A 24,680-nucleotide genomic window follows, 5' to 3' on the forward strand; every position below is an offset into this window, starting at 1 on the left:
CATGTCGTCGTCGTCATGGAGGGACCCGGTGGCCCCTCGAGAAGCCACTGTAAGCGCATACATTTCGGTCGCGCAAGGGGGTGACGAATTCAGGACGGGCGCTGAGAGCTCTCCCGGAGCAGGATCTGCAGGGGCAGGCGCACGACTGCGGGCGGGGCATCCGGATGCTCCAACCGACGCGCGAGCACCTGCACCGCCGCGCGTCCGAGGTCGATCATCGGCTGCCGGATCGTGGTCACCGCGGGCCGCGAGAGCGCCGCCGCCTCGATGCCGTCGAACCCGGTCACGAGCACGTCCTCCGGCACCCCCAACCCGGCGTCGCGGAGCACGTCGATCGCACCGAGCGCCATCTGGTCGTTGGCCGCGACGAGGGCGTCGGGGGCTCCCCCGACCAACAGGCCCTCCGTTGCTCGGCGCCCGGACTCGCGGGTGAAGTCGCCCCGCACCACGGTCACGGCATCCGTTCCGATTCCCGCGGCGCGCACGGCCTGCGAGAAGCCCTCCCACCGCTGCCCGCCGTCCGGCGAGTCCTCGGGGCCGGCGAGGAAGGCCACGCGTGCCCCCGCCGGCACCTGCGCGAGCACGTGCCGGGTGAGCTCGGCCATCGCCTCGCTGTTGCTCACCGTCACGTGGTCGTAGTCGTCTCCGCGGGGTGGCCCGGAGAGCACGACCACGGGGATGCGACGCGACAGTCGGGCGAGCACGTCGTCGGGCACGCTCCGGGCGAGCACGACCAGGCCGTCGACACGCCCCGCCATGTCGCGCACCGTCGAGCGGTCGGGGTCGTCGCGGCCGACGCCGATCATGAGCACGAAACCGCGCTTCCACGCCTCGAGCTCGGCCCCGCGCAGCACCTCGTCGAGGAAGAGCGACGTCGGATGCACCTCCCCGTCGTCGTGCGCCAGGGTGAACGGCGGGACGGATGCCGGGTCGTCCACGAACACGTCGAGATCCGGGGCCTCCTCGGCCGCGTCGAACCCCGGGAAGTACAGCCCCAGCACTCCCGTGCGCCGCTCGGCGAGCCCGCGCGCGCTGCCGCTGGGCACGTAGCCGAGTTCGGCGACCGCCTCGCGCACCCGCTCGCGCGTGGTCGCGCGGACGGCATCCGGCGAGCGCAGCACCCGCGAGACCGTGGCGATCGAGACTCCGGCGCGCGCGGCGACGTCGTAGACGGTCACGGACCTGCTCACGATGATTGCTCCGTCCTGGTGGTCGCGCCCCGGCGCCGGGACGTCAGGCCAGGGTACCCGGCGGATCACGCCGCACCGCGGTCAGCGCACCGTGCGGGCGCGAGCTCGCCTCGCCCGGCCGGCGATCACGGCGCTCGGCGGACACCACCGTGAAGCCCGCGTCGACGAGCAGCGCCCCGAGAGCCTCGGCCGACCAGAAGTACGCGGTCGTCACCCGGTGCCCGAACGCCTCGCGCGCGGTGCCGTCGAAGTAGCCGATCAGCAGGCTCCCGCCGGGCCGGAGCACCCGCGCGAACTCCGCCAGCACGGCGGGCACCTCGGCGGGCGGGGTGTGGATCAGCGAGTACCAGGCGAGGATGCCGCCGAGCGAGGCATCCGCTGCGGGGATCTCCCGGAACGACCCGACCGCGAATGTCGTCTCCGGGAAGCGCGCCCTGGCCGAGGCGACGAACGCCTCGGTGACGTCGAGGCCCCAGACGTCGCGCCCGCCTTCGTCGCGCGTGCCGCCGCCACCGCCGCCGCCGCCGCCGCCGCCGAGGAACCGTGTCCACATCCCCGGCCCGCTGCCGGCATCCAGCAGCGTTCCCGTCGTGGAGTCGCGCCAGGCCGCGATGGTCGCGCGGTCCGCGGCATCCATCTGCTCGATCTCGCCGAGCACACTCACGTAATCCTCGGCGCGCGCGGAGTACGCCGCGGCGATCACGCTGTCCGATGTGACTGCCTCCGACGCGACCGCGTCCGACATGCGCGTGGCTAGCCCTTCTTCGCGGCGAGCGCGGCCTGGTAGAGATCCCGCGACGACAGCCCCGTGAGTCCGGCGACCTCCGAGGCGGCATCCTTCAGGCGGATGCCGTCGGCGACGAGCCGCTGCACCTGCGCGAGCGCGTCCTCGGGCGAGGCATCGCGACGCGGCGCCCCCTCGACGACCACGACGATCTCACCTTTCACGCCGCCCTCGGCCCAGGCGACGAGTTCGGCGGCCGTTCCCCGGCGCACCTCCTCGTAGAACTTGGTGAGCTCGCGGCAGACGGCGATGCGCCGGTCGTCGCCGAACGCCGCCCCCATGTCGGCGAGCGCCGAGGCGAGGCGGGCCGGCGACTCGAAGAACACCATCGTGCGCGGCTCGGAGGCGAGCGCCCGCAGCGTCGTGCGGCGCTCGGCGGGCTTGCGGGGCAGGAACCCCTCGAAAGTGAAGCGGTCGGTGGGAAGACCCGAGATCGCCAGGGCCATCAGCGGCGCGCTCGGCCCAGGGATGGCGGTGACCGTCACTCCCTGGGCTACCGCCTCGGCGACGAGCCCGTAGCCGGGGTCGCTCACCGTCGGCATGCCCGCATCGCTCATCACGACGACGTCGGTCTCGATCGCGAGGGTCGCGAGCTCGGCGGCCTTCTGCTTCTCGTTGTGATCGTGCAGAGCGATCAGACGCGGACGGTTGGCGATCTCGAGCGCCTTCAACAGCTTCTGCGTGGTGCGGGTGTCCTCCGCCACGACGACCTCCGCGTTCTCGAGCACCTCGATGAGGCGGCGCGAGGCATCGCCGAGATTTCCGATCGGGGTCGCAGCGAGGATGATCACCCGCCCAGCCTAGGCTGTACCCGTGACGTCGCCCGATCCCGCTCCTGCGCTGCCTGTGCACCTGCCTGCACACGTGGAGCGCACGACCTGGTGGGGGCGCACCCGCGACCGTCTGCTGCTCGATCCGGAGTGGAACAGCATCCTGAACTGGCTCGCGCCGTTCGCGGTGACCCTGCTCGCGGCCTTCCTGCGACTGGTGAACGTCGGGCACCCGCACGAGCTCGCCTTCGACGAGACGTACTACGTCAAGGACGCCTGGTCGCTGTGGACGCTCGGCTACGAGGGCACCTGGGGCGACGGCGCGAACGAGGCCGTCGTCGCGAACCAGGATCTCCCGCTGTCGGAGAAGGGGTCGTTCATCGTCCACCCGCCGCTGGGCAAGTGGCTGATCGCGCTGGGCATGGCCGCCGGCGGACCGGCCGACAGCCTGGGTTGGCGCCTCGCCACCGGCATCCTCGGCACCGCCTCCGTGCTGCTGGTCTACCTGATCGCGCGCGTGCTGACGGGATCGACCGTCGTCGCGACCGTCGCCGGCTTCCTGCTCGCGATCGACGGACTGAGCATCGTGCTCAGTCGCATCGCCCTGCTCGACGGCCCGCTCACCTTCTTCGTGCTGCTCGGGGTGCTCTTCGTGCTCCTCGACAGGCGCCGCACGATCCCGCTCCTCGAACGGGGCGACCCCGACAGACCCGAGCCGCTGTGGGGTCCGATCCTGTGGCGGCGCCCCTGGCTGATCGCGGCGGGCGTCGCCCTCGGCGCCGCCTCCGCCGTGAAGTGGTCGGGCCTGTACGCGCTCGCGGGCTTCGGCCTGTACGTCGTGGTGACGGATGCCCTCGCACGGCGCCGCGCGGGCGTCGTGGTCTGGCCGTCCGACGCGGTCTTCCGGCAGGGGCCGGTCTCGTTCGTGCTGCTGGTCTTCCCCGCGCTCGCGACCTACCTCGTCAGCTGGACAGGATGGCTGGTCACCGCGGGAGGGTACGACCGGCAGAGCGACCCGAATCCGCTGATCGCGCTGTGGAACTACCACCAGTCCATGCTCGGGTTCCACGTCGGACTCACCCGCGGGCACCCCTACGCGAGTCCCGCGTGGGAGTGGCCGTTCCTCCTGCGCCCCACCGCGGTGTGGGTCGACAGCGACCCCGGCCCCTGCGGTACCGACCACTGCATCGCGGTGATCTCCTCGATCCCGAACCCGCTGATCTGGTACGCCGGAGTCGCGGCATCCGTCTACCTGCTCTACCGGCTCGTGCGCGGCTGGGTGCTGCGGCAGCCGGTCGGCGCCGAGATCGGCATCCCGCTCGTCGGCCTCGCGGTGACGTACGTGCCCTGGCTGATGTTCCCCGAGCGCACGATCTTCCAGTTCTACACGGTCATCATGATGCCGTTCCTCGTGATCGCGCTCGCCCTGACGCTGCGCACGATCGCCGGTCGGCGCGACGACCCCCTTTACCGACGGCAGTCCGGCGAGCGCACCGTGATCGTCTTCCTGGTCGTCGCCGTGCTGGTGTCGATCTTCTTCCTGCCCTCGTGGGTCGGCATGAGCGTGCCGTACCCGTTCTGGCTCGTGCACAACTGGCTGCCCGGCTGGGTGTGATCAGCGCCGGCGTGTGAGGCGTGCGACGACCCAGAGCGCGAGCGTCAGCCCGGCCGTGAGCAGCAGTTGTGTGCGGGCCGCGGTATCGAACGCCGCCAGCACGACGACGCCGGCGATCAGAGCGACGCACAGCCACGACAGCCAGGGGAAGCCCCACATGCGGATCGGCAGCTCCGTGCCCGTGCGCTCGGCGCGGCGGCGCAGGATGATCTGCGACACCGCGACGGCCGCCCACGTCACGAGCAGCGTCGAGCCGACGACGTTCAGCAGCACCGGGAGCACGACGTCGGGGAACGCCCAGTTCAGCCCCACGGCCACGAAGCCGAAGACGACCGAGGCCACGACGGCGATCCGCGGGACCCCCTTCACGGTGGTGCGCGTGAGCGCGCGGGGCGCGAGGCCGCGCTCCCCCAGCGAGAACACCATGCGCGAGGCGCCGTAGATGTTGGCGTTCATGGCCGACAACAGCGCCACGACGACGATGATCGACATCACCAGATCGACGCCGGGAAGGCGCAGGGTGGCGAGCACCGCCGAGAACGGCCCGTCGAGCACCGCCGGGGTGTTCCATGGCAGCACGGCGACGATCACGAAGATCGAGCCCAGGTAGAACACGAGGATGCGCACGAGCACCTGGCGCACGATCCGGCGGATGCTGCGGCCGGGGTCCGCCGATTCCGCCGCCGCGATCGCGACGAGTTCGGTGCCGCCGAACGCGAAGACGACGATGAGCAGGGCGGCGGCGATGCCGGCGGCGCCGTTCGGGGCGAAGCCGCCCTCGTCGAAGAGATGCGCGATGCCGGTCGCCGGCACCCCGGGGAACAGCCCGAGGATCGCACAGACGCCGATCACGAGGAACACGATGATCGCGGTCACCTTGATCGCCGCGAACCAGAACTCGAAACGTCCGTAGCCGCTCACCGCGAAGAGGTTGATGGCGGTGAACGCGGCGACGAACAGCAGTACCCACACCCACGCGGGCACGGCCGGCACCCACCCCGCGACGATCCCCGCGGCACCCGTCGCCTCGGCGGCGATCACGACCACGAGCTGGATCCAGTACATCCATCCGACCGCGCTGCCGGCGCTGCGCCCCATCGCATCCTGCGCGTACGAACTGAAGGCGCCGGAGCTGGGGCGCGCGGCCACCATCTCGGCGAGCATCGCCATCACCAGCACGACGATGGAACCCGCCACGAGGTACGAGATCAGCACCGCGGGACCGGCCAGACCGATCGCCTGCCCCGAGCCGACGAAGAGACCGGCACCGATCGCGCTGCCGAGCCCCATCATCGAGATCTGACGGCGCGTCAGCCCCGGCTTCAACGAGGTCGATGCGGTGCTCGACGCGGTGGCGGGTGCGGTGGGGGCGGAGTCGGTCACCGCGCCACCCTAGACGGCGACCCTCTCGCGCGACAATTCGTGAGGCTCGCTCACCGGGAGCAGGCACACGAAGCCGCGGCAGTCGTAGGCCAGACCCTCCGTGCCCGAGCGCCCGGCGAACAGCTCGAACCCGGCCGCGGCGAACTCCTCGGCCTGTACGGGCGACACGACCCCGACCACGTCGGCATCCGCACGTCGGGCGGCGACGGCGAGTGCGCCCGCCGGATCGTCGGTGACCACCACGATCTGCCGCGGCGGATCGACGAGCCCGGCCGCGACGCGCAGCAGACTGCCGTGCGCGAACGGTTGGGACAGGGCGGATGCCGCGTAGGCGTGCACCACGGAGGCGGCCGCCTCGCGATACCGCTCCCCCGCCCCGAGGCGCCACGCGGTCAGCGCTGCCTGAGCGAGTGCTGCGGAGCCGGACGGTAGATCGCCGTCGGTCTGATCGGGAGACGAGGCGATCCCCTGCGCGCTCAGCAGCGGATCGCCGGCGATGCCGTCGAGGGCGAGATCGACGATGCCCTGTGCGGCGATCGCCCACGTCACCTCCCCCGTCGCGAGAGCCAACGCGAAGAGGCCGTCGGCGAGGAGGCCGAGATCGGAGGGGGCCGCGACGGCCGTCGATGACACACCGTCGAGCGACGCGCGCACGAGGGCACCGCTCGCGTCGCGGTTGGTGGTGAGCACGGCGTCCGCAGCCCGCCGGGCGGTGTCGACCCAGGATGCTTCGCCCAGAGCAGCGCCCGCGCGCGCGAGGGCGCCGATCGCGAGGCCGTTCCACCCCGTGATCACCTTGCCGTCGACGGCCGGCGGTTCGAGACCCTGACGCCCGGCGGCATCACGGAGGTAGTAGCCGCCCTCGCTGCGCTCGCCGTCGATCCACGACTCGGAATCCTGGGCGGCTCCGAACCCGCCGCCTTCGCGCTCGAGGACATCGATGAGGAACCCGGCGATCCCTCGCACCGTGACTTCATCGCCGTCGTCCAGCGCGACATCCAGCAGTTGCGCGTTGTCGGTGAGCATCCGCTCGTAGTGGGGCACCGTCCAGTCGCGCTGCGTCGCGTAGCGGAAGAACCCTCCCTCGACGTCGTCGCGCAGATCACTCGCGGCCATCGCGGAGAGAGCGCGCCGCCCCGCCTCCGCCGCCGGCGCGTTCTCCCGGCGCACGAGCGGCGCCTGCAGGAACCGCAGCACCGTCGCGACGGGGAACTTCGGAGCACCCCCGAAACCGCCGTGCTGCGGGTCCTCGCGGTCGGCGATCGCCGATGCCGCGCCCGCGAGCGCCGCGGCATCGGGCAGGTCCGAGGGCGTCGTCTCGGCGGCACGCGCGAGCGCTTCGATCACGGCATCCGCCGACTCCTCGGCCTGCGCCCGGCGCTGCGTCCACCCCTCCTGCACCGCCGCGAGCACCTCGCGGAACGACGGCATCGGCGGGCGGGACTCCGGCGGCCAGTAGGTGCCCGCGAAGAACGTGCGCCCGCGCGGGGTCGCGAAGACGGTGAGCGGCCAGCCGAGGTTCTGGGTGAAGGCGGATGCCGCGGCCATGTACGCCCCGTCGACCTCGGGATGCTCCTCGCGGTCGACCTTCACCGCCACGAAGTCGCGGTTCACGATCTCCGCGGTCTCGGGGTCGGAGAAGGACTCGCGCGCCATCACATGGCACCAGTGGCACGTCGAGTACCCGATCGAGATCATCAGCGGCACGTCGCGGCGCTGCGCCTCGGCGAACGCCTCCTCGCCCCACGGGTACCAGTCGACGGGGTTCTCGGCGTGCGCGCGGAGGTACGGGCTGAGCGTGTCGGCGAGCCGGTTGGTCATGCCCTCACGCTACGCGCCCCGACCGACATCGCGGCCGGAACGTCACTCAGATCGCAAGAGCCGCGAGGGGCTGCGAGGCCGCGTAGTTCACCAGCGGCAACGCGCGCTCGGCGGCGAGGTCGATGCGCGAGCGCAGCACGTCGGAGTTGATCTCGTAGCCGTCGAAGTCGGTGTTGCTCGCGTACACGCCGATCGGCAGGGTGAGCGCCTGGAAGAACGCGAACAGCGGGCGCAGCTGGTGCTCGATGATGAGGGCGTGGCGCTCTCCGCCGCCCGTGGCCGCCAGCAGCACCGGCTTGCCGACGAGCTCGTACTGCCCGACGAAGTCGAAGAGGTGCTTGAAGAGTCCCGTGAACGACGCACGGTAGACGGGGCTGCCGACGATCAGCAGATCGGCCTGCTCGATCGCGACGAGCTTCTCCTCGACCCGGGCCGGCAACTGATCGCGGCTCAGAGCACCCGCGAGGTCCGGGCCGATGTCGGTGAGCTCGATGACCTCGACCTCGACCGCCGTGCGCTCGGCCACGGCGGCGGCGATCGCACGGATGAGGGCGGTCGTCTTGCTGGGCTCGTGGAGCGACCCGGACACGGCGACGACGCGGTAGGGAGCTGTCATGTCCTCGACGGTACCCACGAAGACGCCCCGTGTCGCGGGCTGGCGACACGGGGCGTCATCTGTGGATTCCTGTCGAATCCGCGACGGGATCAGTTCACGTCGTCGGGGTGCGCACCGACGCGGCCCGAGCCGTCGAGCGGGTCGAGGGCGTCGATCGCGGCGATCTCGGCATCCGTCAGCTCGAACCCGAAGACGTCGAGGTTCTCGCGCAGGCGCTCGGCGCGCACCGACTTCGGGAACACGATGACGCCCTTCTGCAGGTGCCAGCGCAGCACCGCCTGCGCGGGGGTGACGCCGTGGGCCGCCGCGGCCTCCGCGATCGCGGGAGTGCCGAACAGGTCGTACTTGCCCTGGCCGAGCGGACCCCAAGCCTCGATCTTGATGCCGTGCGCGTCGGCCCAGGCCACGACCTCGCGCTGCTGGTAGGCCGGGTGCAGCTCGATCTGGTTCACGGCGGGGGTGACGCCGGTCTCGGACACCACGCGCTCGAGGTGCGGCACGAGGAAATTGGAGACGCCGATGCTGCGGGTCAGGCCCGCCTCGCGCAGCTCGATGAGCTTCGCGAACGCGTGCACGTAGTCGTCCTTGGCGGGGGTCGGCCAGTGCACGAGGTACAGGTCGACCTTCTCGAGTCCGAGCTTGTCGAGGCTCTCGCCGATCGCGGCGCGGGGCTCGTCGTCGTGGTGGCGGTCGTTCCACAGCTTCGTGGTGATGTAGAGCTCGTCGCGAGCGATGCCCGAGGCCGCGATCGCCGCACCCACGCCCTCTTCGTTGCCGTAGATCGCGGCGGTGTCGATGTGGCGGTAGCCGATCTCGAGCGCTTCGCTCACCGCGCGCTCGGTCTCGTCGGCCGGCACCTTGAAGACGCCGTAGCCGAGCTGGGGGATGGAGGAGCCGTCGTTCAGTTCGAGGGAGGGAATCGTCATGCATCCAGCCTAGGACGCGTGATCTCGGGCCGGGCCGGAACCTCCGCCATTCTGCGCGCGGCGAACCCGACCAGACGCTCGAGCGGACCTCGGCCGACGAAGATCGACCACGCGGTGGTGACGAGCAGCATCCCGATCGCGAGCACGGCCCAGAACACGTTGCTCGTGTAGTACCCACCGGGCCCGGTGATCAGCGCGATCGCCAGCACGTGTCCGCTGTATGCCGACAGCGGCATGGACCCGAGCGCGCCGATCGGCAGCAGCGGCCAGCGCAACGGACGGCTGAGCAGCAGGCACAGCGCGATCACGGCGAGGGCGAAACCACCCGAGCCCAGGATCTCGGCGGTGCCACCGCTGTGCGGCTCGACGGCGAAGATCGCGTGCAGCAGCGCCCCGAGCGGATCGGCCTGTGCGAGCGCGTCGGCGTATCCGGGCCACCCCGACGCGGGCGGCTCCTCGAACGACGAACCCGACTCGAAGCCGCGCACGACGTCGCTCCCGGCGGCGCCGAGACCGTAGCCGACGATCGCCAGCACGATTCCGGTGACCAGGGCGATCACCGCGGTGCGCACGGTCGCGACGTGCAAGCGCCCAAGCGCCATGCCGCCGAGCACGAACGCCATCCACACCGTGATCGGGTAGCTGCCGTAGAGCACGAATCCGATGCCCGCCCCGAACGGGTTCAGCGTGACGGCGCCGAGCAGGGCCAGCAGCGCGGGCCCCGCGAGCGCGAGCACGCCGGCTCCGAGCAGCAGCTGCCACGGCTTCCACCGCAGGAACGGGATGACGGCGACGTAGAGCAGCCCGTAGAGGGTGAGGATCACCGCGATCGGGGTGTTGAGGAACTCGAGGGCGAGGCCGATGAGGAAGATCACGGCGCCGCGGCCGATGAGCCCGAGACGGATGCCGGGCAACCGGGCGGGGTCGGGCAGCGCGCTGCGACCGGTCATCAGGGCGATCGACACCCCCGCGAGTACGGCGAAGAGGATCGAGGAGCGCCCGTGCACGAGGTCGGTCCAGGTCGCCGGGTCGAGCCAGTCGAACGTCGACGTCTCGCCGATGTGCGCTCCGGCCATGCCGAGGATCGCGAGGCCGCGGGCCACGTCGAGGCCGAGGATGCGCGGCGGGCGGCCGAACTCGCGGAACCAGCGCACGGGAGCGCTGAGGGAAGGCGGAACGGTGGTCACCCGATGCATCGTAGGGGGTCGAGGTCGGCATACGATGAAGGGCTATGTCCTCTCCCGTGATCTCCTTCCCCCCGGAGCTGCCCGTCAGCGCGGCCCGGGCGGAGATCGCCGACGCCATCCGCGACAACCAGGTCGTGATCGTGGCCGGTGCCACGGGTTCGGGTAAGACCACGCAGCTTCCCAAGATCGCCCTCGACCTGGGGCGCGAGCGCATCGCGCACACGCAGCCGCGACGTCTCGCCGCCCGCACGATCGCGGAGCGCGTCGCCGAAGAACTCCAGGTCGAGCTGGGCACCCTCGTCGGCTACAAGGTGCGCTTCACCGACAAGGTGTCCGACGACACCCGCATCGCGCTGATGACCGACGGCATCCTGCTCAACGAGATCCACCGCGACCGGCTGCTCACCCGCTACGACACGATCATCATCGACGAGGCGCACGAGCGCTCCCTCAACGTCGACTTCCTGCTCGGCTACCTCGCGCGCATCCTGCCCGAGCGCCCCGACCTCAAGGTGATCATCACCTCGGCGACGATCGACCCCGAGAGTTTCGCGAAGCACTTCTCCGCTCCCGGCCCGGGGGACGACCGAGTGCCGGCGCCGATCATCGAGGTCTCCGGCCGCACCTATCCGGTCGAGATCCGCTACCGCCCGCTGGTCGCCGACGGCGACGACGACGAGACGGATGCCGCTTCATGGGTCCCTGAGCCTGTCGAAGGGCCCGAGGACGAGGTCTCGGCGATCGTCGCGGCGCTCCGCGAACTCGACCGCGAGGAGCCCGGCGACGTGCTGGTCTTCCTCCCCGGCGAAGCCGAGATCCGCGACGCCGCCGACGCCGTGCGGGGCGCGTATTCGAAGGACCGCTCCCCCACCGAGGTGCTCCCCCTGTACGGGCGCCTCTCCGCCGCGGAGCAGCACCGCGTGTTCGAGCGCAGCCGAGTGGCGGGTGTCCGCCGCCGCGTGATCCTCGCGACGAACGTCGCCGAGACGAGCCTCACGGTTCCCGGCATCCGCTATGTGATCGACACCGGCACCGCCCGCATCTCGCGCTACAGCAACCGATCGAAGGTGCAGCGTCTGCCGATCGAGGCGATCTCGCAGGCATCCGCGAATCAACGCTCCGGTCGCGCCGGTCGCACGAGCGACGGCATCGCGATCCGCCTGTACTCGGAGGACGACTTCGCCAAGCGGCCGGAGTTCACCGAGCCCGAGATCCTGCGCACCTCGCTCGCCTCCGTCATCCTGCAGATGCTGTCGCTCGGATTCGGCGACATCTCGGACTTCCCCTTTCTCACCCCGCCCGACTCGCGGGGTGTCAAGGCGGCGTTCGACCTGCTCACCGAACTCGGTGCGGTCGAACCGTCGCGGCGCGACGGGTCCCCGCACCTCACGCGCATCGGCCGCGACATCTCGCGCATGCCGATCGACCCGCGCTTCGCCCGCATGCTGATCGAGGCCGGGCGCCACGGCGTCACCCACGATCTGCTGCCGATCGTGTCGGGCATGACGATCCAAGACGTCCGCGAGCGACCGGAGGAGCGCCGCGAGGAGGCCGACCGGCTGCACGCGCGCTTCGTCGACCCGACCAGCGACTTCATCACCCTGCTCAACCTCTGGAACCACCTGCGCGAACAGCAGCGCGAGCTCGGATCCAGCGCGTTCCGCCGCCTCTGCCGCGCCGAACACCTGAACTACGTGCGCGTGCGGGAGTGGTTCGACGTGCACCGTCAGCTCAAGACGCTGGTGAAGAGCGCCGAACCGAAGGGCGACGGCAGCAGCGATCCCGATGCGATCCATCGGGCGATCCTCGCGGGACTCCTCTCGCAGATCGGACTCCTCGACGAGCGCACCGCCCCCGCCGGCAAGACGCACGCACCCGCGAAGGACAAGGGGCGCCGGATCGCCGAGTACCGGGGAGCGCGCGGCATCCGCTTCTCGATCTTCCCGGGGTCGGGTCTGCGCAAGAGGAGCCCGCGCGCGGTCATCGCCGCCGAGATCGTCGAGACCTCGCGCACCTTCGCCCGTACCGTCGCCGCGATCGATCCGGCGTGGGCCGAGCCGCTCGCCGGCGACCTCGCCAAGCGCCAGGTCACCGAGCCGCACTGGTCGAAGGATGCCGGCGCCGCCGTCGCCTACGAGAAGGTGACGCTGTTCGGCCTCGAGATCATTCCGCGCAGGCGCGTGCAGTTCGCGCGCATCGACCGCGCGGCCTCGCGCGAGCTGTTCGTGCGGCACGCGCTCGTCGAGGGCGAGTGGGATCCGAGCCGCATCGACAAGCGCGTGAGCGCCTTCTGGCGCAGCAACGCCGAGCTGCGCAAGCGTCTCGAGAAGCTCGAGGAGCGCGAGCGCCGCCGCGACATCCTCGCCGGGGACGAGGCGGTGTTCCGTTTCTACGACGAGCGCATCCCGGCCGAGGTCTTCGACGTGCGGTCGTTCGAGACGTGGTGGCGGGAGGCGCTCACGACGACGCCGAAGCTCCTCGTCATGCGCGAAGCCGACCTGATCGACGACGACGGGCGGGCCTCGCAGAGCGAGTTCCCCACCCGTTGGATACAGGGCGACCAGGTGCTCGGCCTCGCCTACCGGTTCGAGCCGGGCGCCGCCGATGACGGCGTGAGCGTCGTGGTGCCACTGGCCCTGCTCGCCCAGATCGAGGACACCGGGTTCGACTGGCAGGTGCCGGGGCTGCGCGCCGAACTCATCACGGGCCTGCTGCGGGCGCTGCCGAAGGCGATCCGGCGTCACGTCGTGCCCGCCGCCGATTGGGCCGACAAGTTCGGCGCCGAGCTCGCGGGCCAGGGCCCCGAAGACCACGACGGTCGCCCGAGCAGGTCGTTGAAGGAGGCGCTCGCGCGCCTGATCCAGCCGCTGGCGAACCAGCTCGTCTCGGCCGCCGACTTCGAGGACGAGCGGGTGCCCGCTCATCTGCGCATGAACTTCCGTGCGGTCGACGAGCGCGGGCGCGTGGCCGGTTCCCACCGCGACCTCACGACCCTGCAGGCGGAACTCTCCGATCGCGCGCGCAGCAGCGTCGCGCGATCGATCGCGAAGCCCGAACGCGGACCGCGCGCACGGGGTGGTTCCGAGGCGGTGGCCGCGGCATCCGCTCGGGGTCCGATCGAGCAGGCGGGTCTCACCGCCTGGACGTTCGGCGACCTTCCCGAGGTGCTCGATACGCGCGTCGCCGGTGGCGTCGTGCGCGGCTACCCGGCGATCGTCGACGAGGGCAAGAGCGTCGCGCTGCGCGTGGAGTCATCGGCGGATGCCGCGGCCGACGCCACCCGTGACGGCGTGCTGCGTCTCGTTCTGCTGGCCGTGCCGTCGCCCTCGTCGTACGTGCAGCAGCACCTCACCAGCCAGGAGAAGCTCGCTCTCGCGGCTTCGCCGTACCCGTCGGCGGCCGCGCTCATCGAGGACTGCCGTGCGGCCGTGGCCAGGAAGCTGATCGACGCTTCGACAGGCTCAGCGACCGGGGGTGTCGGCGTCGTGCGCACCGAGGCAGACTTCGGGCGGGTGCGGGATGCCGTGTCGGCCGCGCTCGTCGACGAGCTCTTCGCATGCGTGTCGCTCGTCGCCCGCATCCTCACGCAGTCGCGCGAGGTCGAGCGCGGCATCAAGTCGCAGAACTCCCTCGCCCTCCTCGGGCCGTTGAACGACATCCGCACGCAGCTCTCAGGGCTGCTGCATCCGGGCTTCGTGTCGGCCGCCGGCGTCGACCGGATCGCCCACTTCCCCCGCTACCTGAGCGGCATGGTCGACCGGTTGAAGACCCTCTCGTCGGAACCCGGCAAGGACCGCACGCGCATGAGCGAGTACGAACGGATGGCGAAGGCCTTCGAGGATGCCGGGGGCACGATCCCGCTCCCCCGCGGTGCCGCTCCGTCGCTCGTCGAAACCCGGTGGCTGCTGGAGGAGTACCGGGTGAGCGTGTTCGCCCAGCGCCTCGGCACCGCGCAGCCGGTGTCGCCGCAGCGCATCATGAAGGCCCTCGCCGGGAAGTAGCGCGGGTAGCCTGAGGGCATGGCTCGCGCGATCGTCTACACCGAAATCGGCTCCCCCGACGTTCTCCACCTCACGGAGGTGCCCGATCACCTCGCCGGTCCCGGCGAGATCGTGGTGCGCATCGAGGCCGCGGGCGTCAACCCGATCGACGCGAAGATCCGCGGTGGACGCCGCCCCTCGCCGCCCATCACCGAACCCCGCCCGGTCGGCTTCGACGGTGCGGGTGTCGTCGATCAGGTCGGCGACGGTGTGGAAGGCTTCGCGGTCGGCGACCGGGTCGCGATCCGCGACGCTCACGGCACCTACGCGTCTGCCCTGCTCGTGCGCCCCGAGAACCTCGCCCTCCTGCCCGACGCGGTGACCGCCGCAGAGGGCGCCGGCATCGGCATCCCCGCCGGCACCGCCTACCAGGTGCTGCGCTCGCTCGCCGTGGGCCCCGACGATGTGCTGCTCGTGCACGCCGGTTCCGGCGCCGTCGGCCAGGCGGCCGTGCAGTTCGCCGTGGCGTGGGGCGCGACCGTGATCGCGACCGCCAGCCCCTCGCGGCACGCGCAGCTGCGCGAGCTCGGCGCGATCCCCGTGGCCTACGGCGACGGCCTGCTCGAACGCGTCCGCGACGCCGCACCGTCCGACGTCACCGTCGTGTTCGACGGGGCCGGTACCGACGAGGCCATCGAGGTGTCGCTCGCGCTCGTCGCCGACCGCGACCGCATCGGCACGATCGTGCGCGGACCGGACGCCGCATCGTTCGGTATCCGTGCCTTCTCGGGCGGCTCGCCGGTCCCACTCACCGACGAGGAGCAGGCCTGGCGCGCCGAGGCGCTCCCGAAGACCATCGAACTCCTCGCGAGCGGCGACTTCGTGATCGAGCTCGGACCCGAGCTGCCCCTCGCCGAGGCCGCCCGGGCCCACGAACTCGTCGAGGCGCACGTCGCGGGCAAGATCGTGCTGGTGCCGTAGGTCGCGTTCCCATGTCGGTCACACCCTCTACGCTGGGGACATGACTGGTCTTCGATGGGGAATCCTCGCGACGGGCGGCATCGCCGGCTCGTTCGCTTCCGACCTGCGCGCCGCGGGTCTCGACCTGGTGGCCGTGGGGTCGCGTTCGCAGGAATCGGCGGATGCCTTCGCCGCCCGCTTCGACATCCCGCACGCCCACCCGTCCTACGAGGCTCTCGTCGCCGATCCCGACGTCGACATCATTTACGTCTCCACCCCGCACCCGATGCACCACGCCAACGCGCGCCTGGCGCTCGAGGCCGGCAAGCACGTGCTCGTCGAGAAGGCCTTCACGCTGAACCAGGCCGAGGCCGCCGACCTGCAGGCCCTCGCCACCGAGCGCGGTCTGCTCGCGACCGAGGCGATGTGGACCCGCTATCTGCCGCACATGATCCGCGCGCGTGAGATCGTCGCCTCCGGCATCCTCGGCGAGGTGCGCTCGGTGAGCGCCGACCACACGCAGCTGCTGCCCTCCGACCCCGAGCACCGTTTGAACGCGCTCGAGCTCGGCGGGGGCGCGCTCCTCGACCTGGCGATCTACCCGATCTCGTTCGTCTGGGACATCCTCGGTGCGCCCACCAGCATCCACAGCGTCGCGCGTCTGATCGAGACCGGTGCCGACGCCGAGGTCGCGACCGTCATGACCCACGAGGGCGGCGCGGTCTCGACCACGCTCTCCTCGTCGCGCACGGCCGGCCCGAACCGCGCGACGATCCTCGGCACGAAGGCCCGCATCGAGATCGATCGCTTCTTCTGGTCGCCGTCGGTGCTGCGCGTGATCGACCCCGAGGGCACGGTGCTCGAGGAGTTCGACGGGCGTCTCGACCCCGAGGCCGGCGGCCGAGGCATGCAGTTCGAGGCTCTCGCCGCCGAACGCCTCGTGCGCGAGGGGAACCTCGCCGGCGACATCCTGCCGCTCGCCGAGTCCGTCGCGATCATGGGCACGCTCGACGAGATCCGGCGTCAGATCGGCGTCCGCTATCCCGGCGAGCCGACCGGCGAGCCGACCGGCGAGCAGGCCTGAGCATGGCCGAGCCCACCGACGTCCGCGTCGCGGTCTACCTCGACTTCGACAACATCGTCATCTCCTGGTACGACCGGGTCCACGGTCGCAACGCCTACGGCAAGGACCGTCAGCGCATCAGCGAGAACCCGAACGATCCCGAGGTCGCCGAGCGCCTGAGCCTCGCGATGATCGAGGTCGGCGCGATCATCGACTACGCCGCCTCCTTCGGCACGCTCGTGCTCACCCGCGCCTACGCGGACTGGTCATCGCCCGTGAACGCGGTCTACCGCTCGCAGCTCGTCGCCCGCGCGGTCGACCTGGTGCAGCTGTTCCCCGCCGCCGCATACGCGAAGAACGGGGCAGACATCCGCCTCGCGGTCGATGCGGTCGAAGACATGTTCCGCCTGCCCGACCTCACGCACGTGGTGATCGTCGCCGGCGACAGCGACTACGTGCCGCTCGCCCAGCGCTGCAAGCGTCTCGGCCGGTACGTGATCGGCGTCGGCGTCGCCGGGTCCACCGCGAAGTCGCTGGCCGCGGCCTGCGACGAGTTCGAGGCCTACGACTCGCTCCCCGGCGTGCACCGTCCCGTCAAGGCCGCCCCGGTGGCCGAGGTCGTCGCCGCGCCCGCCGAGACGGCCGAAGCGGAGGCCGAGCCGGCGGCCGAGGCTCCGACCGACACGGTCAAGAAGAGCACCCGCTCGCGCCGCGCCAAGTCGGCACCGGCCGCGCCGCCGCCCGAGCCCGTGATCGACCCGCAGAACGAGGCGACGCAGCTGCTCGAGCGGGCGCTGCGCCTGGGGCACGACAAGGCGGATGCCGACGAGTGGCTGCACAGCTCGGCGGTCAAGACGCACATGCGCCGCATGGATCCGTCGTTCAGCGAGAAGGGACTCGGCTACCGGTCGTTCTCGGACTTCCTGAAGTCCCGCGACGACATCGCCGAGCTCGAAGAGACCGGGCACGAGCGCCTGGTCAGGCTGCGCGACCGCTGACCTCGTCGCCGCCCGTGTCGTGACGCCCGAGGGCGCGCCACGAGAGGGTGGCCACGACGACCGTGACCGCGCCGACGACGGCGTAGGCGAGGCGCGGGTCGGTGAGCTGCGCGAGCGCACCCACGAGCACGCCGGTCACGACGGTCGATCCCGGCAGCGCCATGGCCCAGATGCCCATGACTCGGCCGCGGATCGGCGTCGGGGTCGAGAGCATGACGAGCGCGTTGGCGCGCGCGATGAACCACATCACGATCGCCCCGACCACCGCGAGGCCGATGAACAGAAGCGGCAGACTGGGTGCCGCCGCCGACAGCAGCACCGCCAGGCCCATCAGCGCCGCCAGCATCCGCACCTCGCCGCCGCGCGGCGTCGTCGGTCCGGTGGCCGAGAAGAATGCGCCGGGCAGCGCGCCCAGACCGAAGGCGACGGCCAGCAGCCCGTAGGTTCCGCCGTCGGCGCGGAAGACGTTCGCGACGATCAAGGGGATCACGACCGCGATGTTGTACCCGGCCGCCGCGCACACGGCGAGCAGGAGCGTCTGCCGCACCGCAGGCGCGCGGGCCACGAACCGCCAGGCGCCCGTCGTCGGCGGGTCGGGCGCGGCCGATTCCTCGACCACCGGATCCGACGTCGGCCGCGACCGCGGCCGCAGCGTCAGCAGCACGATGATCGACGGCACGAACACCAGGGCGTTCACGACGAAGCACCACGCGGCATCCGCGAAGACGAGCAGCACTCCCGCCACCGCGGGGCCCAGCACCCGCGCGCCGTTGATGATGACCTCGTTCATGCTCACCGCGCTCGTCACGCGCTCGCGCCCGACGAGGTCGAGCACCAGCAGCTGCCGCGCCGGGTTGTCGGCGGCGAACGCGAAGCCGTGCGCGAGCGAGAGCGCCATCAGCATCCAGATCTCGAGCGCACCGCCGAAGGCGAGCGCGGCCAGCACGGCGGCCACCGCCATCTGTGCGACGGCCGTCACCAGCAGCACCGAGCGCCGCGAGTAGCGATCCACGAGCACGCCGATGAACGGGCCGAGGGCGAGCGTCGGCACCATCATGCAGGCCGTCACGGCACCGAGCGCGAGTCCATCGCCCCCGAGTTCGACCACGAGCCACGCGATCGCGATCTGCGAGGCGGCCCCGCCCGCCGCCGACAGCAGCTGCGCGATGCTCCACCGGCGGTAGTCGCGGATGCGCAGCGCGGCGAACGATCGGGTCAGGGCTTCGCGCGTGAAGCGATCGCGCCAGGAGCTCACTGGTTGCTGAATGCGGCGTCGAACGAGGCCGTCGGCTTCGGCCACAGCAGCGACCGCACGTACTCGACGGCCTGCGCTGCGCCGTGCAGGCGATCCATGCCGGCGTCCTCCCACTCGATCGAGATGGGGCCCGCGTATCCGATGGCGTCGAGCGCGCGGAACGAATCCTCCCAGGGCACGTCACCGTGCCCGGTCGAGACGAAGTCCCAGCCACGGCGCGGGTCGCCCCAGGGCAGGTGCGAACCGAGCACGCCCGCGCGTCCGTTGTGCGGGCGCAGCCGGGTGTCCTTGCAGTCGACGTGGTAGATGCGGTCGGCGAAGTCGACGATGAAACCCACCGGATCGATGTTCTGCCACATCATGTGCGAGGGGTCCCAGTTGAAGCCGAGGGCCTCCCGGTGGTCGATCGCTTCCAGGGCCCGCACCGACGACCAGTAGTCGTAGGCGATCTCGCTCGGGTGCACCTCGTGCGCGAACCGCACGCCCTCGGCGTCGAAGACATCGAGGATCGGGTTCCAACGTGCCGCGAAGTCGTCGAACCCTCCGTCGATCACCGACTCCGGCACCGGCGGGAACATCGCCACGTAGGGCCAGATCGACGACCCGGTGAACCCGACCACGGTGTCGACGCCGAGCTTGCGGGCCACGCGCGCGGCGCGCTTCATGTCGTCGGCGGCACGCTGACGCACGCCTTCGGCCTCGCCGTCGCCCCACACGTACTCGCGGAGGATCGCCTGATGGCGGAAGTCGATCGGCGCATCACACACCGCTTGACCGGCGAGGTGGTTCGAGATCGCGAAGACCTGCAGGCCGTGGCGGTCGAGGATCTCGAGGCGGGAGGCCGCGTAGGCGTCGTCCTCGTCCGCACGCTGCAGGTCGAGGTGGTCTCCGGATGCCGCGATCTCCAACCCGTCGTAGCCCCACGAGGCGGCGAGCCGGGCCACCTCCTCGAACGGCAGATCGGCCCACTGGCCGGTGAACAGGGTGACGGGATGCGTGCTCATCGATGTGCCTCCGTTGGCGCTGCGGGGTAGTTCTCGGCGATCCACGCCCAGCTCGTCTTCGCGCTCTCGAACGGCTCCATGCTGGGCTTGTCGACCTCGATCAGAACCGTACCGCCGAAAGCGTCCGGCAGCTCGGCGAGCGCCTCGCGGATCGGCACGTCGCCGAGCCCGGGCTCGAGGAAGAAGCGCTCGGCCATGACGTCGAAGTAGGGCGTCTTCTTCTCGCGCGCGGTCTTCGCGAGCGCGAGATCCATGTCCTTCACGTGCAGGTCCGAGATGCGATCGGCGTGCGCGGCGACCCAGGCCACGACATCCGTGCCCGTCCACGCGAGGTGCCCGATGTCGGGCCCGGCGGCGAGCAGCGACGGCGAGATCGCGTCGAGCACGTGGTCGTACTCGACCTCGGTCTCGATCCACGTGCCGACGTGGTTGTGCAGCGCGGGCGTCACGCCCTCGGCCGTCAGCACCTCCGCCGCCTCGCCGATCACGTTCACGACCCGATCGAGCCGCGCGGGGTCGAAGGCATGGCCGGAGGCCGCCGCCTCGTCGATGCGCGGCCGCCCGGGGGCCATGTCGGCCGCGAGGAACACGCGGTCGACACCGAGGTACAGCGACTCCTCGGCACGCCGACGGATGCCGTCGAACCAGCGGAAGTGCGCCTCGTCGTCACCCGTGTGATCGCGCCCGAACTCTTCGGGGAGTCCGATGTGCACGTAGCCCGGTGTGACCTTCAGCCCCGAGTCCGCGACGACGCGGGCGTACGCCTGCAGGGTCTGGGTCGGGAGCACCTCGAGCATGACCGACGAGAACCCGGCGTCGCGCACCTGACCGAGCACGATCGGCTGGCGGGCGAGGAAGCTCGGGCGGTCGAACTCCCATCCGACGCTGCCCGGGTCGCCCGTCGAGTCGCCGAGCGAGACGGTGATCCACTGGAGGGTGTTGAGCGAGAAGTGGTCCCTGGTGAGTGTCATCGTCGTTCCCTTCCTCGACCGTCAGGCCGTGATCTCTGCGACCCAGCGGGCCGTGTGGTGGGCGCTGGCGACCGGGTCCATGCTGGCGCGATCGACCTCGATGATCACCCAGCCGTCCCAGCCCTCGGGCAGCTGCTCGAGCGTGCCCCGCAGGTCGACCTGCCCGAGCCCGGGCTCGAGGTAGAGTCCGAGGTCGGTCGCCCGCTCGTAGCTCAGTCCCTCCTCGCGGCTGCGCCGCGCGAGTTCGAGGTCGAGATCCTTCAGGTGCAGATCCTGCACGCGGTCCACCCAGCGCGCGATGGTGTCCTTGGCGCTGATGCCCGCCCACTCCAGGTGACCGATGTCGAAGGCCGCGCCGAGGCGCTGAGCATCGATCGCGTTCAGCACGTGCTCGTACTCGTGCTGCGTCTCGATCCAGGTGCCGACGTGGTTGTGCAGCCCGGGCTTCACGCCCTCGGCGTTCAGCACGTCGACGGCCTCGTCGATCAGGTCGGTGAGCTCGTCGAGGCGATCCTGCGAGAAGTCCGCGCCGATGGCCGGCTTCTGCCAGCGGATCGCCGTCTGGTCGACCTCGGCGGCGAGGAAGATCGTGCCGATCCCGAAGTAGTTCGATTCCTCGGCCTTGCGACGCACCGCGTCGAACCAGTGGATGCGCTCGAAGGTGCCTCGCTCGAGCCGTCCGCCGTGATCGCTCGCCAGCGGAACCTGCACGTACCCCGGGGCGAGGGTCAGACCCGACTCCCGCACCATCGCCGCGTAGTTCTGCAGGGTCTGCGTGTCGAGCACCTCCATCATCGTGGCCCCGAACCCGGCCTCCCGAATCTCGCGGAGCACATCGGGGTACTCGGCGACGAACGCGGGGTCGGCGAAGCGCCACAGACTCGCGCTCTCGAGGTCTTCCGGGTCCTCCTTCACGTTGATCCACTGGATCGCGTTGAGGGCGAACTTCAGGTCCTTCACGGCCATGGGAGGGGTCCTTTCGAGGGGGTCGCTGCAGGGGTCACGACGCGGCGGTCACTTCAGACCGGTGGCGGCGACGCCCTGGATGAAGTACTTCTGCAGGAAGAGGAACAGGATGAGGATCGGCAGCAGCACGACCATCGCACCGGCCAGCAGCAGACCGAAGGAGATGGTGTTGGATGCCTGCGACGCGACCGAGAGTCCGACCGGCGCGGTGTAGGTGTCCTGCGACTGGGCGACGACGAGCGGCCAGAGGAAGTTGTTCCACGAGGTGAGGAACGACAGGATCGCGACGGTCGCGAGGCCGGGACCGGTGAGCGGCAGGAAGACCCGGAAGAAGATCCGGCCCTCCCCCGCGCCGTCCAGACGCGCGGCCTCCATGAGCTCGAACGGCACGCCGTGCGCGAACTGGCGCATGATGAACACGCACAGCGGCAGCACGAGCACGGGCAGGATGATCGCGATGAGCGAGTTCACCAGGCCCATCTGCACGACGATCACGAACTGCGGCACGAAGAGCGCCACGTAAGGCACGATCATCGATGCGATCACGAGCGGAAACACGAGGCCTCGTCCGCGGAAGCGCAGCTTCGCGAGCGCATACCCGGCCATCGCGCTGAAGAGCACGTTGCCCACGATCGCGACGCTCGAGACCACGATGCTGTTGAGCATGTAGGTGCCGAAGCCGCGGTCGGCGAACAGCTGGATGTAGTTCTGGATCTGGAAGGACTCCGGGAACCACGCCCCCGGGTTGCCGAGGAACTCGGCCTGCGTCTTGAACGATCCGAAGAACACCCAGACGAAGGGCAGGAGCATGAAGACGGTGATGACGGTGAGCGCCGTGTAGTTCAGCGCTTGACGCGTCGGAGACAGAGTTTTCAATGTTTCGGCCTCAGGATTCTGAACTGGACGATCGCGACGATTCCGACGAGCACGAGCAGCAGCACCGATCCCGCCATCGAGGCGGAGACGTTGCCGAACCCGAACTGCTCGTACACCCAGACGGCGATCGACTTGGTGGATCCGAGCGGGCCGCCCTTGGTGAGCAGGTACGGCTCTTCGAAGATGTTGAGGAACGAGACCGTCTGCAGCACCGTGACGAGCAGGGTCGTCGGGCGCAGCAGCGGCAGCGTGATCGACCAGAGCCGGCGCCAGGCGCCCGCCCCGTCGGTGGCCGCGGCCTCGTAGATCTCCTCCGGCACGGCCTGGAGGCCGGCGAGGAAGAGGATCATGCAGGTTCCGGTCGTGCGCCACACGCCCATCATCACGACGGTGGTGATGGCCCAGCCCGGCTCGCCGAGCCAGTTCGGCGCTCCGAGTCCCAGATCCGTGAGGGTCGTGTTCACCGGCCCGGTGATCGAGAACGCGTACTGCCAGATCACGGCGGCGGCGACGATGTTGGTGATCACCGGCACGTAGGCCGCGGCCCGGAAGAAGTTGCGCAGGCGACGGATGCCGTTGTTGAGCATGAGCGCCAGGGCGAGGCCCAGGGCCATGCTGATCGGCACGCAGATCACCACGAACATCACGGTGTTCAGGAACGCGCTCTGGAATCCGGGGTTGTTGATGATGTCGATGAAGCCCTGGAAGCCGGTGAAGTTCACGTTGAACGGATCGCGGATGTCGCGGGCGCTGATGTCGGTCAGGCTCGCCCCGATCGCGAGCACGGCGGGGATGCCGGTGAAGAGCAGGAAGATCGCGAGGAACGGGGCGAGGAACAGCCACGCGGTGGTGGCTTCGGCCCGCGATCCCTCGTGCACCTTCCTGATCCGTCGAGGACCGGTGCCCCGGGGGCGTCGCGAGGACGCCCCCGAGGTGACCATGGTGCGGGTCGCAGTGGTGGACATGATCGGGGTCAGTTACCCGTCCCGATGGACTCGGCCTGCGCCTGAGCCTCGTCGAGAGCGTCCTGCGCCGACACTCCGCCGCGGACGACCTTCTCCATCTGCTCACCGATCACGGTGCCGACCTGGCTCCAGGTCGAGACCTTCGGCAGGGTGACGCCGGTCTCGAGACCGGCCTCGACCGTCTGCAGCAGACGGTCCCCGGCGAGCGCCGGGTCCTCCCACGCCGACTTCACGGCCGGCATGTTCTTGAAGATCTCGAACCACTTGACCTGGCTTTCGGGCTCCGACATGAAGCGGGCGAACTTCCACGCCGCGTCCTTGTTCTCGGAGTCCGAGGGCACGAACCAGCTGCCGCCGCCGACCGTGGTCGCGGCGTCGCCGTCGGGGCCGACGGGCATCGTGGCGAGCGAGAGGTGCTCGTCCGCCCAGCCCTCGCCGTTGGCGTCGTCGAACCAGCCGACGAACCAGGGGCCGCCGTCGATGATCGCGGCGTTCTTACCGGTGGTCGACCACGAGACCGTGTCGAGGAAGGCGGGGCCGTCGGGCGAGGCCAGGCCGTCGGCCATCAGGCCCGCCCAGTACTCGAGCGCCTCGACGTTCTCGGGCGAGTTGATCGTCCACGTCGAGAGGTCGTCGGAGATGAACCCGCCGCCGTTCTGCTTCGCGAAGGTCAGCAGCTGACGGGCGGTGTACGAGTCGTAGGCCGCGTAGAGCGCGAGCGGCCACTCGACACCGGAGGCCTTGAGGTCCTCACCGAAGGTGCGCAGGCTGTCCCAGTCGGTGGGGGCCTCGGCACCCGCGGCCTCGGCCAGGTCGGTGCGGTAGATGACCATGTCGGCGTAGGCGTACCACGGCACGCCGTAGGCCACGTCGTCGTAGACCGAGTTGTCCCAGATGACCTCGAAGAAGTCGTCCGGGTCGACGAGGCCGTCGGGCACGGCGTCGAATCCTCCGGTCGAGATCAGCGACGACTGCGTCTCGGTGAACGCGTAGATCAGGTCGGGCACGGTGCCCGCGGTGATCGCCGCGGTCATCTTCGACGCGAACTCCGCTTCCGGGATCTGCGTCATGTTGATCTCGACGTCGGGGTTGTCCTTCGTGAACTCCTCGAACATCTGGGGCAGCTCGGCGCCGTCGGCGCCCTGCGTCCAGATCTCGAGGGTTCCGGTGGCCGGCTCGTCGTCGACCTTCGTGGATGCGCCGGCGTCGCCGCCGCCGCTGTCGCCGCTGCGGCCGCAGCCGGTGAGCAGCAGTGCGCCGGACGTGACCAGCGCGATTCCGAGCATCGTCGCCCGGCGTCGCGAAGTGGTGTGGAAGTGCATCGCGATCATCTCCTTGGTGGGTAGGGGT

Annotated in this window: 20 protein-coding genes; 5 read left to right on the plus strand and 15 right to left on the minus strand. The window is 70.5% G+C overall.

The features are described from left to right. Positions 1 to 89: 89 nt before the first annotated feature. From WFJ97_RS14095 to rsmI, 3 genes are read right to left on the minus strand one after another with little or no spacing between them, the layout of a single operon-like run. Positions 90 to 1,190, minus strand: coding sequence for a LacI family DNA-binding transcriptional regulator (locus tag WFJ97_RS14095; RefSeq protein ID WP_336641969.1), 1,101 nt, complete (start codon positions 1,188 to 1,190; stop codon positions 90 to 92). 43 nt (positions 1,191 to 1,233) lie between these two features. Then, on the minus strand, positions 1,234 to 1,935 hold the full coding sequence (locus WFJ97_RS14100; protein ID WP_336641970.1) for a class I SAM-dependent methyltransferase: 702 nt from the start codon (positions 1,933 to 1,935) through the stop codon (positions 1,234 to 1,236). Between the two features lie 8 nt (positions 1,936 to 1,943). Continuing rightward, positions 1,944 to 2,765, minus strand: a complete 822-nt coding sequence (gene rsmI / locus WFJ97_RS14105) for a 16S rRNA (cytidine(1402)-2'-O)-methyltransferase (protein ID WP_247634274.1) — start codon at positions 2,763 to 2,765, stop codon at positions 1,944 to 1,946. 22 nt (positions 2,766 to 2,787) lie between these two features. Between rsmI and WFJ97_RS14110 the strand changes: the two genes are divergently transcribed. After that, on the plus strand, positions 2,788 to 4,359 hold the full coding sequence (locus tag WFJ97_RS14110) for a dolichyl-phosphate-mannose--protein mannosyltransferase (protein WP_336641971.1): 1,572 nt from the start codon (positions 2,788 to 2,790) through the stop codon (positions 4,357 to 4,359). Here WFJ97_RS14110 and WFJ97_RS14115 read toward each other — a convergent pair whose 3' ends face one another. The 5 genes from WFJ97_RS14115 to WFJ97_RS14135 all read right to left on the minus strand — a co-directional run bounded on the left by WFJ97_RS14115 (position 4,360) and on the right by WFJ97_RS14135 (position 10,292). Continuing rightward, on the minus strand, positions 4,360 to 5,742 hold the full coding sequence (locus WFJ97_RS14115; RefSeq protein WP_336641972.1) for an amino acid permease: 1,383 nt from the start codon (positions 5,740 to 5,742) through the stop codon (positions 4,360 to 4,362). Positions 5,743 to 5,751: 9 nt separating this feature from the next. Next, positions 5,752 to 7,563: a thioredoxin domain-containing protein gene (locus WFJ97_RS14120; protein ID WP_336641973.1), complete on the minus strand. Its 1,812-nt coding sequence runs from the start codon at positions 7,561 to 7,563 to the stop codon at positions 5,752 to 5,754. A gap of 46 nt (positions 7,564 to 7,609) precedes the next feature. Beyond that, complete coding sequence (msuE, locus tag WFJ97_RS14125; RefSeq protein WP_336641974.1) at positions 7,610 to 8,179, minus strand: FMN reductase; 570 nt, start codon at positions 8,177 to 8,179, stop codon at positions 7,610 to 7,612. Positions 8,180 to 8,268: 89 nt separating this feature from the next. Further along, complete coding sequence (locus WFJ97_RS14130; protein WP_247624899.1) at positions 8,269 to 9,105, minus strand: aldo/keto reductase; 837 nt, start codon at positions 9,103 to 9,105, stop codon at positions 8,269 to 8,271. Further along, positions 9,102 to 10,292: a heparan-alpha-glucosaminide N-acetyltransferase domain-containing protein gene (locus WFJ97_RS14135; RefSeq protein WP_336641975.1), complete on the minus strand. Its 1,191-nt coding sequence runs from the start codon at positions 10,290 to 10,292 to the stop codon at positions 9,102 to 9,104. Before WFJ97_RS14135 ends, WFJ97_RS14130 begins: the two co-directional genes overlap by 4 nt. Positions 10,293 to 10,336: 44 nt before the next feature. Between WFJ97_RS14135 and hrpA the strand changes: the two genes are divergently transcribed. The 4 genes from hrpA to WFJ97_RS14155 are packed head-to-tail and all read left to right on the plus strand — an operon-like array spanning position 10,337 to position 17,293. Next, positions 10,337 to 14,293 (plus strand): ATP-dependent RNA helicase HrpA, encoded by a 3,957-nt coding sequence (gene hrpA, locus WFJ97_RS14140; protein WP_336641976.1) that lies wholly within the window; start codon positions 10,337 to 10,339, stop codon positions 14,291 to 14,293. 18 nt (positions 14,294 to 14,311) lie between these two features. Beyond that, positions 14,312 to 15,253, plus strand: coding sequence for a quinone oxidoreductase family protein (locus tag WFJ97_RS14145; RefSeq protein WP_336641977.1), 942 nt, complete (start codon positions 14,312 to 14,314; stop codon positions 15,251 to 15,253). Positions 15,254 to 15,293: 40 nt separating this feature from the next. Next, a complete protein-coding gene (locus WFJ97_RS14150) occupies positions 15,294 to 16,316 on the plus strand; it encodes a Gfo/Idh/MocA family protein (protein WP_336641978.1) in 1,023 nt (340 codons plus the stop codon). A gap of 2 nt (positions 16,317 to 16,318) precedes the next feature. Continuing rightward, complete coding sequence (locus WFJ97_RS14155) at positions 16,319 to 17,293, plus strand: NYN domain-containing protein (RefSeq protein ID WP_247956613.1); 975 nt, start codon at positions 16,319 to 16,321, stop codon at positions 17,291 to 17,293. On the opposite strand, the gene WFJ97_RS14160 is transcribed toward WFJ97_RS14155, so the two are convergent. The 7 genes from WFJ97_RS14160 to WFJ97_RS14190 are packed head-to-tail and all read right to left on the minus strand — an operon-like array spanning position 17,274 to position 24,652. Continuing rightward, positions 17,274 to 18,548, minus strand: coding sequence for an MFS transporter (locus WFJ97_RS14160; RefSeq protein ID WP_336641979.1), 1,275 nt, complete (start codon positions 18,546 to 18,548; stop codon positions 17,274 to 17,276). The two genes, WFJ97_RS14155 and WFJ97_RS14160, sit on opposite strands and share 20 nt — an antisense overlap. Next, on the minus strand, positions 18,545 to 19,552 hold the full coding sequence (locus tag WFJ97_RS14165) for a sugar phosphate isomerase/epimerase family protein (protein ID WP_336641980.1): 1,008 nt from the start codon (positions 19,550 to 19,552) through the stop codon (positions 18,545 to 18,547). Before WFJ97_RS14165 ends, WFJ97_RS14160 begins: the two co-directional genes overlap by 4 nt. After that, positions 19,549 to 20,523 carry a sugar phosphate isomerase/epimerase family protein gene (locus WFJ97_RS14170; RefSeq protein ID WP_336641981.1) on the minus strand — a complete coding sequence of 325 codons (975 nt, stop codon included), beginning with the start codon at positions 20,521 to 20,523 and terminating at the stop codon, positions 19,549 to 19,551. The genes WFJ97_RS14165 and WFJ97_RS14170 overlap by 4 nt, the downstream gene beginning before the upstream one ends. 21 nt (positions 20,524 to 20,544) lie before the next feature. Further along, complete coding sequence (locus WFJ97_RS14175) at positions 20,545 to 21,489, minus strand: sugar phosphate isomerase/epimerase family protein (RefSeq protein WP_336641982.1); 945 nt, start codon at positions 21,487 to 21,489, stop codon at positions 20,545 to 20,547. A gap of 48 nt (positions 21,490 to 21,537) precedes the next feature. After that, a complete protein-coding gene (locus WFJ97_RS14180) occupies positions 21,538 to 22,365 on the minus strand; it encodes a carbohydrate ABC transporter permease (protein WP_247624917.1) in 828 nt (275 codons plus the stop codon). Next, on the minus strand, positions 22,362 to 23,330 hold the full coding sequence (locus tag WFJ97_RS14185) for a carbohydrate ABC transporter permease (RefSeq protein WP_247634260.1): 969 nt from the start codon (positions 23,328 to 23,330) through the stop codon (positions 22,362 to 22,364). Before WFJ97_RS14185 ends, WFJ97_RS14180 begins: the two co-directional genes overlap by 4 nt. Before the next feature lie 8 nt (positions 23,331 to 23,338). Next, entirely contained in the window at positions 23,339 to 24,652 is a 1,314-nt protein-coding gene (locus WFJ97_RS14190; RefSeq protein WP_247624919.1) for a sugar ABC transporter substrate-binding protein, read from the minus strand. Positions 24,653 to 24,680: the final 28 nt, after the last annotated feature.

The sequence above is a fragment of the Microbacterium sp. USHLN272 genome, assembly GCF_037149655.1.
Classification (GTDB): Bacteria; Actinomycetota; Actinomycetes; order Actinomycetales; family Microbacteriaceae; genus Microbacterium; species Microbacterium galbinum.